Below are 10,457 nucleotides of genomic sequence, written 5' to 3' on the forward strand. Positions count from 1 at the left end.
CCATAATATATTCTCGACAGTTCCATAATATTGTAGCATAATCATACATATTCCCATACCATAAAAAATATGCCCGCGGAAAGCTTACTGCCTGTTTTTGGCATACACCTCCACGGGAAAAGACAATATGACGCCGTTCACGGCGTTTTTCCCAGGGAGAATATCATGAACAGAAAAGTATATTCCGGCCTCGACCGCCTGCCTCGCGGACAGGCATCCTCCGTCATCACGCAGGGCTGCCTCGTACTGGAAGGCGGCGCGCTGCGCGGCACCTACAGTGTGGGCGTCATGGATGCGCTTATGGAAGAGGAGGTCAACCTTCAGTGCACCATCGGAGTCTCGGCGGGTGCGCTCAACGGCATAAGCTATGTATCCGGCCAGATAGGCCGCTCTGCGCGCAGCCCCCTGCGCTTCCGACATGACCCGCGCTATTTCGGCTTCCGCGCTTTTATACGCAACCGCAGCCCCTTCGGCTTCGACTTCATGTTCGGAGAACTTTCCAAAAAACTCGACCCGCTGGATCTTGAACGCTTCATGCGTCCGGAGCGGCGCTTTGTGGCCGTGGCCACCAACTGCCGCACCGGGAAGGCGGAATACTTTGAAAAAGGTGTCTGCCCGGATATCATGCTGGCCACGCGGGCTTCCTCCACCATGCCGTATATTTCCCAAATGGTGAACATGGGAGGGAATCCCTACCTCGACGGAGGCTGTTCCTGCAAAATACCCATACACTGGGCGCTGAAAAACGACTTTCACAATATCGTCGTCATCAAAACGCGGCCCGACGACTACCGGCGCGACCCTTCGGCCGGGAGCAGACTTGCGCGCCTCGTCTACGGCAGAACATGGCCAGCCCTGGCCTGTTCCCTGGCAGAAAGCAATGCCGACTACAACCGCCTCTGCGACGATATCGCGCTTCTGAGCGGAAAAGGCCGAGTCTTCGTCATCAGCCCTTCGCGCTTCATGGACATAGGCCGCATGGAAAAGAATCTGGAAAAGCTGGGAGAGTGGTACTGGCTGGGCTATCACGATGCGAAAAACGCCATGCCTTCCCTGAAGCGTTACCTGGGAAGGGAAGAAGACTGAAATACCCTCCGTCCCCCGAAAGGCGGTGCGGCAAAGCGCGGGAAATGCGTTTTTGGGCATATCCCCGAGAAAAACCGCCTTCATTCTCCTTCCGTCATAAAAAAGGCCCCGGAGGGGCCTGACGGTGCAAACGCAAGATTTCCACCTAGTTTTTCAGGGAAGCAAAGGATTCCAGCCCGAAATGGGGCTGCGGCTGCACCATGCCGGTATCAAGCTTGGCGCGAAGGTCCAGCATGGCCCGGCGGATCTGTTCAGGGCACGAGGATACCTTCGAGGTGGGGCAGATGGGCATGTTTTCAAAACGGCTGATGACTTCGTCGATATGCATGCCGCGCATGAGGCGGCCTATGCCCTGAAGGTTGCCGGGGCAGCCGCCCTTGAAGTCGAACCTGGTGATGACGCGGCTTTTTTCATCCACTTCTATCATGAACATTTTGGAGCACACACGCTCCGGTATGAAGACAAACTGCATGGATATCCTCCCGTTGTGGAAAACAGAGTCTTACGAAAATCTCACGCCTCTGGCAAGGCGGCGCGGCCGTTTTTCTCCGGCCGGACTTTTTTGTAAGGGAAGAGACTTTCTCCCCGCCCTCCCCTGAGAAGCCGTCGTTTCCGGTATACTCCCTTAAAGCAAGGTTGACGCCGCTCGATTTTGCCCTATCCTTTCTCCGGGCGAGCGCTCTCCGGCCCGCCCGGGAAAAAGCCGCTTCCGGTACGGCGCCGGTCTTTTTCCGACTCCGCCGCATCCCGCCATCAACGCGCATCCGCGCTTTCAGGAAGGTCATACATGAAAAAAAGACGCATAGTTCCCATCACCGTTCTGTCCGGCTATCTCGGCGCGGGCAAAACCACGCTGCTCAACCATGTTCTTTCCAATCAGGAAGGCTACAAGGTTGCCGTCATCGTCAACGACATAGGTGAAGTGAACATCGACGCCAGCCTCATCGCCCGGGGAGGAACCGTTGAGGTGGACGACAGCCTCGTCCCCCTTTCCAACGGCTGCATCTGCTGCTCGCTCAAAAGCGATCTTCTGGAGCAGGTGCTTAACCTCATCGAATCCGGCAGATTCGACTACATCCTCATCGAGGCCAGCGGCATCTGCGAGCCTCTCCCCATTGCTCAGACGCTCTGCCTCGGCGATGAATCCCTGCCCAAGATATGCAGGCTGGACGGTATCGTCACCGTGGTGGACGCTCAGCGCATGGTGGATGAATTCCTGGGCGGGCAGAAGCTCGTGGAGGAAGACCTGGAAGAAGAGGACATAGCGAGCCTCGTGATACAGCAGATAGAATTCTGCACCACCATCGTGCTCAACAAGGTGGACGGCCTTACCCCCGATCAGCTCGGTCTGCTCAGAACCGTAATCCGCAAGCTTCAGCCCGAGGCGAACATCATAGAAACCAACTACGGCAAGGTGGACGTAAAGGCCATTCTCGATACGGGCCGCTTTGATTTCGACCGTGCCTGCGCCTCCATAGGCTGGGTACAGGCTCTGGAAGCCGACGCTCCAGAAGAAGACGAGCATGAGGAAGACCATTCCGCATGCGACCATGAGCACGGCCACTGCGTGCACGATCACGCCCATGAACACCACGAACATCATGAGCATGAGGAGGGGCACGGGCATCACCACCATCATCACGACGGCCACGAGCACGGCGAAGAATACGGCATTTCCACCTTCGTGTACTTCCGCCGCGCCCCCTTCAGCCAGAAGAAGTTTGAAGATTTCGTCAACGACGCCTGGCCTTCCAGCGTCATACGCTGCAAGGGCCTCATCTGGTTCGTCGACGAGCCGGACACTGCCTACCTCTACGAACAGGCGGGCCGCCAGATGACTGCCTCGCCCTACGGCGAATGGGTAGCCGCCGCCCCTGCCAAGCGCCAGGCCGCCGAACGCCGGGTGGACAAACAGCTCGACGAGGAATGGGACGAAACCTACGGCGACAGGATGCAGAAGCTGGTCTTCATAGGCCAGCACATGGACAAGGCGGCTATCTGTGCCGCGCTTGACGCATGCCTGGAAAAATAAACTCTTCGCTCGGCCGGTGTTCCCGGCCGAGCGTTTTTGCGGTGCATGCCGCTCCCTTCAGCCCGGCCATGCCGGAAATACATTCCCATGCGCAGAAACATCGTTCCCATCACGCTGCTCACCGGTTACCTCGGCGCGGGCAAAACCACGCTGCTCAACCATGTTCTTTCCAATCAGGAAGGCTATAAAGTCGCCGTCATCGTCAACGATATAGGCGAAGTGAACATCGACGCCGCACTCATTGAAAAAGGCGGCAATGTAGAGATGGACGACAGCCTCATCCCCCTGTCCAACGGCTGCATCTGCTGTACCCTTAAAGAAGATCTGCTCCAGCAAATTCTCGACCTTATCGCCACCTGCCGCTTCGACTACATTCTCATCGAAGCCAGCGGCATCTGCGAACCCATGCCCATCGCCCAAGCCATTACCCTGGGCAACGAAGTCATGCCCACGGTGTGCAGGCTGGATGCCGTCGTCACCGTGGTGGACGCCATGCGCATGGCCGACGAATTTTTAAGCGGGAAAAAGCTCCTGGGAAAAAACGATGACGACGATGTGGAAAGCCTGCTCATCCAGAAGATCGAATTCTGCACCGCCGTGGTGCTCAACAAGGCAGATGAAGTGTCCCGGGAGCAGCTTGACGAAATCCGGGCCGTCATCCGGCAGCTTCAGCCGGAAGCTTCCATCATGGAAACCAATTACGGGAAAGTTCAGGTTGAGGATATCCTCAATACCCACAGTTTCAACTTCGCCCGTGCGGGCAGATCCGCCGGATGGATACGCGCGCTCCAGGCCCACGCCGGACACGAGGGGGAAGCGGAGCACGGCGCCCCTCACGGCGGCCACAGGCACGAACATCATCACGAACATACGGAAGGCCATTCCCACGGCGAGGAATACGGCATTTCCACCTTCGTGTACTTCCGCCGCGCCCCTTTCGACCAGGAAAAATTCAGCGCCTTTGTGGAAATGAGCTGGCCGGAAAACGTCATACGTTGCAAGGGGCTTGTGTGGTTCCGGGAAAACCCCTCCATGTCCTATATGTTCGAGCAGGCGGGAAGGCAGACAGTGGCCACTCCCTTCGGACGCTGGATGGCCACGGCCCCGGAACAGCAACGCCGGGAGGCTCGCCGCGCCAATCCGGAACTAGACCGCAATTGGGACGAACGCTACGGCGACCGCATGATCAAGCTGGTTTTCATCGGCAGGCACATGGACAAAGAAGCCATATTTTCAGAGCTGGACGCCTGTCTGGGCCTTGATTGAGCCCGGCAATATCTGCCCCGGAAAGACGGGGACGGCTGGAGCCTGACGCATACCCAGTACCGAAATTACCGCCCTGACAGGACGCAGAACCGGGCCCGATATCGGGCTCTTCTGAAGGCGGCCAGGCCTTCCTGCCCGTCCTCTATCGAAAAGGCGACGCAGCACAGCGCCTTCTTCCGCCCGCCGTATTCTCCCCTGCATGACACATATTCCGCCGCGTCTTTTCCTGTAACAAGGGAAAGAAAGGGCTTCTCTTTTTTTCTCCGTCCCCTGCAAAACACCCGCTCCAGACCTGTAACAAAGTCTGAAAAGTCTTCCGCCGCAAGAACAGACAAACTTCATGCACACCGCTCCATAAATATATCTCCACTCCTCTTTTATCTCTATATTTCTTATGTTACACTGAGTTCACTTTCAGGGGCAGAGGCCCTTTTCAGGGATTCCCGGCCCTGCCCGCCGCCTTCTGGAGTAAAATATGCTGAATGGTTACGACGTGATAGGTGATATACACGGCTGTGCGGACAAGCTGGAGGCTCTGCTTTCCCGCCTGGGATATGAAAAAAGCGGGGGAGCGTGGAGGCACCCCGACCGCATGGTCATCTTTCTCGGCGACTACATCGACCGGGGGCCTCAGATCCTGAAAACTCTGACCATAGTGCGCAACATGCGGGAAGCGGGCTCGGCGGAATGTCTCATGGGCAACCATGAATTCAATGCCGTCTGCTGGAACATACCCGATCCCGACAGCCCCGGCGAATATCTCCGCGGCCACGAGGACAAGCATAAAGTTCAGCATATCGACACGCTGGAACAGCTTGGAGATGAATACCTGCCGTGGGTGCAGTGGATGCGCAGCCTTCCCCTCTGGCTGGAACTCGGCGATCTCGGTGGAGACGGAAACCGTCTGCACATGGTGCACGCATGCTGGGCTCAGGATGCCATGTGCGCACTGCTCAACAACGAATGCGGCGGAGAAAGCATGCTCACCGGGCGCAACGATGCCCCCCGCCTCACCGAAGCGGGCTATCTGCGTGCCGGAAGCAACAAAAACAACTGTGAATATCAGGCTGTGGAAATGCTGCTCAAGGGACCTGAAATCGTCCTGCCGCAGGGGATAACCCTGGTGGACAAGGAAGGCCGGAAAAGAGACCGCATGCGCGTCAAATGGTGGCAGGGGACGGGCGCAACCTGCCGGGATATGGCGCTCATGGGCTGCGACGATATTCCCTCCATCCCCGAAGAGGCCCGCCCCGCTCCGGGTTCCTGGGAGGCCCTGCCTGTGGAGTACCCTACCTTCTTCGGACACTACTGGCGCAGCCCCGGTGAAGACATACGCCTCTATTCCCCGATGGTGGCCTGCCTTGACTTCAGCGCCGTTTCCGGAGGCCCGTTGGTGGCCTACCGTTGGAACCGCGGCGATACTTCTTTGAGAGACGACCGATTCGTATGGATCGGCAGAGGAGAAGATACCATCGCCCTTTCCCGAAGACTGTTTTTCCCCTGAGATTTTCTCCCCTCCGGGAAGGGAACTGCCTACCCGGCATGAACTTGCCTGAGCTTAGTACCGAAAAGCCGGCCCTCCTTTCCGGAGAAGCCGGCTTTTTCTGGGGAGATACCCTCCATGGAACAGTATGCGAGCTCCTTACCGCAAAAGAACCTCGCTCACGGCGGAGGTTCTCCTCTTTTTCCTGAAGACCTCATCCGGAGCAGGCTATGGACTCACGGCATTTATTCCACAGTACATGCCGAAAACTGCCGCCCCGCGGGAATGTGACTCGCCCTTTCCTCTCCCTGCGCGGGCCCGCCTACGGACACGGGCAGGCCCCGGCAGCACCGACGGATAATTCTAAAAACGCAGATCCCTTTCCCCTGCTTCCAGCCTTTTCAGGTAATCCAAGGTCCGTACTCTGATACTCTCCCTAGCAATCTGCCCGACTTCCGTCTCTATCATGCGTTCGCCGAGAGCCTTCAGCTCCCCGTCGGCATAATCGAGCAGATATTCCTTGAACGTCAGCAAGGCGTTGGGCTGGCAGCAGTTGCTGATTTCCCCGCTTTTGGCAAGAGGCATGAAGCGGTCGCCGGTGCGTCCGGAGCGATAGCAGGCCGTACAGAAGCTCGGCAGGTATCCGTCGCGCACCAGGCCTTTGAGCACGTCTTCCGGCTTACGTTCATCGGCAAGACGGAACTGCGGGGCCTCGCCGGGGACCTCACGGCCGGGGTGGGCATAGCCGCCTACTCCCACACAGGAACCGGCGCTCATCTGCGACATGCCGATATCCAGAAGCTCACGCCGGAACTCGGCGGATTCCCGCGTGGTGAGAATCATGCCGGTATAGGGTACGGCAAGGCGCGTCACGGCGATAAGGTGCTTGAAATCGCTGTCGTTCACCAGCTTGTAGGCGGAATAGTCCACCCCTTCGGCAGGCAGAAGCCGCGGGAAGGAAATGGTGTGCGGCCCTACGCCCGCCACGGCTTCCAGATGCTCGGCATGCATAAGCAGGCCCATCACCTCATAATGCCAGTCGTACAGGCCGAAAAGCGCGCCTATGCCCACATCGTCCAGCCCGCCGTGAAGCATGCCGCGATCCATGGCCTCGGTATGCCATTCATAATCGGCCTTGGGTCCGCCTTTGTGCATGAATTCATAGGTGGGCTTGTGGTAAGTTTCCTGAAAAAGAATGTAGGTCCCCAGCCCGGCTTCCTTGAGCTTGCGATAGTTTTCCGCCGTAGTGGCGGCAATGTCCACGTTCACGCGGCGTATGGAACCATTGTGCAGCTTCGTGTCGTAAATGGTGCGCATGCACTCCAAGATATAGTCGATGGGGCAGTTCTTATCGTCTTCCCCGGCTTCCAGAAGAAGTCGCTTATGCCCGAGCTTCTCCAGCGCGAGCACCTCTTCGCGCAGTTCCTCCTGGGAAAGCCTGCGTCGCACCGTCCTGTTGCTTGCGTGGAACCCGCAGTAACGGCAGTTGTTCACGCAGTAGTCGGAAAGGTACAGAGGCGCGAACATAACGATGCGGCGGCCGTAAATATGTTCCTTGATCTTCCGGGCCAGCGCGTACATGCGCTCAAGAATCTCTTTATCCTCCACATAGAGCAGGGCGGCGGCTTCCCTGTGCGTAAGCCCCTGGTAGGAGGCCGCCTTTTCCAGAATACTTTCCACGACGGCCCTGTTTAGGGCCGCCTTTTTTCCCTCTTCCAGCGAGGACATGATCTCGGCATGGTCGATGAATTCGTTGGCGTCAAGAGAGCGGATATCGTACATAAAGATTCCCCCGGCGGACAGGCCGCCCCGGTAAAACCGGCCATGGCAGAAACTGCCGTTCAGACAAGGCGCCCAAGGGAAAGAAAAGGCGCCTTCCCGCAAGGAAAGGCGCCCGGAATACGATACCCCCAGACACAGGGGGCGGGCGGCACAGACCTTTCTGCCCGGAACGCACAAAGGCACTCTTCGCAGTCGGGATACCGTAACAAAAAAGCCGCAGAGACGGCGCTCCTCCCGGAAGATGAATCCGCCGGTCGGATGGGGGTATCATACGCTTTCCCAGCAGGGAGGCAAGAGGGGCCTGCACCCGTTTTCAGAGGCAGGAAACAAGTATGCGCCGCCCATGACGCTCCCTTAATGAAGCCTTTTCGTTCCCTCCTCCTGACCTGAGAAAGGTGCACTCCCTATGTCCGCTTCCCGAAAGTCCGCCCCTGCAGACAGGTACCGCCGGGCTTTTCTTTCTCATATCTTGACAGGCCGCTCCATTGCTGGAAGCATCATCCCGCGCTTTTCAAACACTGTGCGCTCCGCCGCCTTCGCGCCCGAAGGTTCCCCTCAGCCAAAGGATTCTGACCATGGAAGAAAACCGCCTCGGCATCGTCGGCATCATTGTGGAAGATATCGAAGCCTCCGCCGCCCTGAACGCCATTCTGCACCAGTATGCCGATATCATCGTCGGCCGTCTGGGCATCCCCTACCGCGATCGCGGAGTATCCATCATCTCCCTTGCCGTGGACGGCAGCAATGAGGCCATTTCCGCCATGACCGGGAAAATCGGCCAGCTGGAACATGTTTCCGTAAAATCCGTCATCACGAAGATGTAGCTGCCCCGCCCTCCCCGGCCATGCGCGATAAAGGCCGCATGGCCGGGCGCCCGGGGAAGAGCCGAACAAGCGGAAATCTTACTCCAAAACCATCCTCATGGCGAAAAGCATGCCTTGGGAAATCGTTCCTGCCAAACGGAACGCCGCTTTATTTTCCCGGAAAAAAGTCCTATGTTGGGGCGAATTCACGCATCCGGGAGATATCATGCGAGAAATTTCCGCCGATCTCATACGCGACACCGTGGCGCGCCTGGCTGTGGAAGCCTGCTGCAACCTGCCGAAATCCACCTTGGCCGCCATGCGCCGAGCCAGAGAAGAAGAGCTTTCGCCCACAGGGCGCGACGTGCTCGACCAGCTCATCGAAAACGCAGGCATAGCGGAGACGGAACACGTCCCTCTCTGCCAAGATACCGGGCTGGCCGTGGTCTTTGCCGAGATAGGGCAGGAGGTGCACATCACGGGCGGACTTTTTGAAGACGCCGTGAATCAGGGCGTGGCCAAAGGCTATACCGAAGGGTATCTGCGCAAGTCTTCCGTGGAAGAGCCCCTTTTTGAGCGCAGAAACACCGGCGACAACACTCCCGCCGTCATCCATACGCGTCTTGTAGGGGGGGATCGCATCACCCTTCGCCTCGCCCCCAAGGGAGCGGGCAGCGAGAACAAGGGTGCTCTGTATATGCTCGTGCCCGCAGACGGCATCGAAGGCGTAAAAAAAGCCGTGCTGGAAACCGTGCGCCATGCCGGCGCGAGCCCCTGCCCTCCCATGGTCATAGGCGTAGGAATAGGCGGCAACATGGAGCTGGCCTGCCTTTGCGCCAAAAAGGCCTGCGCGCGCGATGTGGAAAGTCGCAACCCCGATCCGCGCTATGCCAGGCTGGAAGAAGAGCTTCTGGATATGGTGAACAAACTCGGCACCGGCCCGGCCGGGCTTGGAGGAAGCGTCACCGCCTTCAAGGTGAACGTGGAGTTCTGCGCCACGCATATCGCCTGCCTTCCCGTGGCCGTCAACATCAACTGCAATGCCGCGCGCCATGCGGAAGCCGTTCTGTGAGGAAACGCCATGCCTTCCACCCATCATCTGGTCACGCCTCTTTCCAAAGACGACATACGGAAGCTGCACGCGGGCGATCTCGCTTTTATCAGCGGTACCATTTACGCGGCTCGAGACGCCGCCCACAAGCGCATGACGGAAGCCCTCGATGCGGGCCTTCCCCTGCCTTTCGATCCTGAAGGCCAGCTCGTCTATTATGTGGGCCCCTCTCCCGCAAAACCCGGCACCCCCATAGGTTCCGCCGGCCCCACCACCTCCGGCCGCATGGACGCCTACACCCCCCGGCTGTTGAAGCTCGGCCTTGCCGGCATGATTGGCAAGGGCAACCGTTCTCAGGCTGTCATGAACGCCATAAAGGAAAACGTCTGCGTCTACTTCGCCGCCACGGGCGGGGCCGCAGCGCTCATTGCCCGCTGCATCCGTTCCTATACCGTACTGGCCTGGCCGGAACTGGGGCCGGAAGCTCTGGCAGCCATGGAAGTAGAAAACTTCCCCGTCACTGTGGTGGCCGACTGCTTCGGCGTCGACCAGTACGAGGAAGGCAAAAAGCCCTATCAGCACATCTGACGCCGCTCAGACCCGTCTCACGCATGGCTGCTCCGTACTCTCCGGGGCAGCCATGCGTGCTTTCCGCCCCTGCATCGTTCTTTCCTGCCCGACGTTTCCCCGGGCGGCGCTTTCCTCCTCAGAAAAAAAGCGCCCTCCTCCTTTCCAGCTGCGAGCATGTCCCTGCTTTTTTGCCGGCGGACACCTTGCCCCGCTACCCGTCATACGCCCGCCCTTGTAAGGACATGTTGTCCAGCCTGTTTTCTCCGTTCGCTTCCGTCCTGTTTCTTACCGAAGCAAGATGCTCTCCCCTCTGCGCCGTTCTCCTTTGCGCCCTGTGAGACACTATTCACAAAATTATAAAGAAACTGTCATAGTATCCTGATT

9 protein-coding genes are annotated in these 10,457 nt (G+C 58.3%); 7 read left to right on the top strand and 2 right to left on the bottom strand.

Features of this window, described 5'->3' with window-relative positions:
- Positions 1-165: 165 nt before the first annotated feature.
- Entirely contained in the window at positions 166-1,086 is a 921-nt protein-coding gene (locus K8W16_RS11745; RefSeq protein WP_304124072.1) for a patatin family protein, read from the top strand.
- 145 nt (positions 1,087-1,231) lie between these two features.
- Here the strand turns inward: K8W16_RS11745 and K8W16_RS11750 are convergent, their stop codons facing one another.
- Positions 1,232-1,558: a TSCPD domain-containing protein gene (locus tag K8W16_RS11750; protein WP_304124073.1), complete on the bottom strand. Its 327-nt coding sequence runs from the start codon at positions 1,556-1,558 to the stop codon at positions 1,232-1,234.
- A gap of 315 nt (positions 1,559-1,873) precedes the next feature.
- Here K8W16_RS11750 and K8W16_RS11755 point away from each other — a divergent pair, with 315 nt between their 5' ends.
- The 3 genes from K8W16_RS11755 to K8W16_RS11765 all read left to right on the top strand — a co-directional run bounded on the left by K8W16_RS11755 (position 1,874) and on the right by K8W16_RS11765 (position 5,888).
- A complete protein-coding gene (locus K8W16_RS11755; protein WP_304124075.1) occupies positions 1,874-3,118 on the top strand; it encodes a GTP-binding protein in 1,245 nt (414 codons plus the stop codon).
- Positions 3,119-3,205: 87 nt separating this feature from the next.
- On the top strand, positions 3,206-4,384 hold the full coding sequence (locus K8W16_RS11760) for a GTP-binding protein (RefSeq protein ID WP_304124077.1): 1,179 nt from the start codon (positions 3,206-3,208) through the stop codon (positions 4,382-4,384).
- Between the two features lie 475 nt (positions 4,385-4,859).
- Positions 4,860-5,888 carry a metallophosphoesterase gene (locus K8W16_RS11765; protein WP_304124079.1) on the top strand — a complete coding sequence of 343 codons (1,029 nt, stop codon included), beginning with the start codon at positions 4,860-4,862 and terminating at the stop codon, positions 5,886-5,888.
- Between the two features lie 342 nt (positions 5,889-6,230).
- Here K8W16_RS11765 and hydG read toward each other — a convergent pair whose 3' ends face one another.
- Positions 6,231-7,649, bottom strand: a complete 1,419-nt coding sequence (hydG, locus tag K8W16_RS11770) for a [FeFe] hydrogenase H-cluster radical SAM maturase HydG (protein ID WP_304124081.1) — start codon at positions 7,647-7,649, stop codon at positions 6,231-6,233.
- 575 nt (positions 7,650-8,224) lie between these two features.
- On the opposite strand from hydG, the gene K8W16_RS11775 reads away from it, so the two are divergent.
- The 3 genes from K8W16_RS11775 to K8W16_RS11785 all read left to right on the top strand — a co-directional run bounded on the left by K8W16_RS11775 (position 8,225) and on the right by K8W16_RS11785 (position 10,091).
- Positions 8,225-8,473, top strand: coding sequence for a TM1266 family iron-only hydrogenase system putative regulator (locus K8W16_RS11775; RefSeq protein ID WP_304124082.1), 249 nt, complete (start codon positions 8,225-8,227; stop codon positions 8,471-8,473).
- 205 nt (positions 8,474-8,678) lie between these two features.
- Positions 8,679-9,524 (top strand): fumarate hydratase, encoded by an 846-nt coding sequence (locus K8W16_RS11780; protein ID WP_304124085.1) that lies wholly within the window; start codon positions 8,679-8,681, stop codon positions 9,522-9,524.
- A 9-nt stretch (positions 9,525-9,533) separates the two neighbouring features.
- On the top strand, positions 9,534-10,091 hold the full coding sequence (locus tag K8W16_RS11785; RefSeq protein WP_304124087.1) for a Fe-S-containing hydro-lyase: 558 nt from the start codon (positions 9,534-9,536) through the stop codon (positions 10,089-10,091).
- Positions 10,092-10,457: the final 366 nt, after the last annotated feature.

The sequence above is a fragment of the Mailhella massiliensis genome, from assembly GCF_020741395.1.
GTDB classification, from domain to species: Bacteria; Desulfobacterota; Desulfovibrionia; order Desulfovibrionales; family Desulfovibrionaceae; genus Mailhella; species Mailhella massiliensis_A.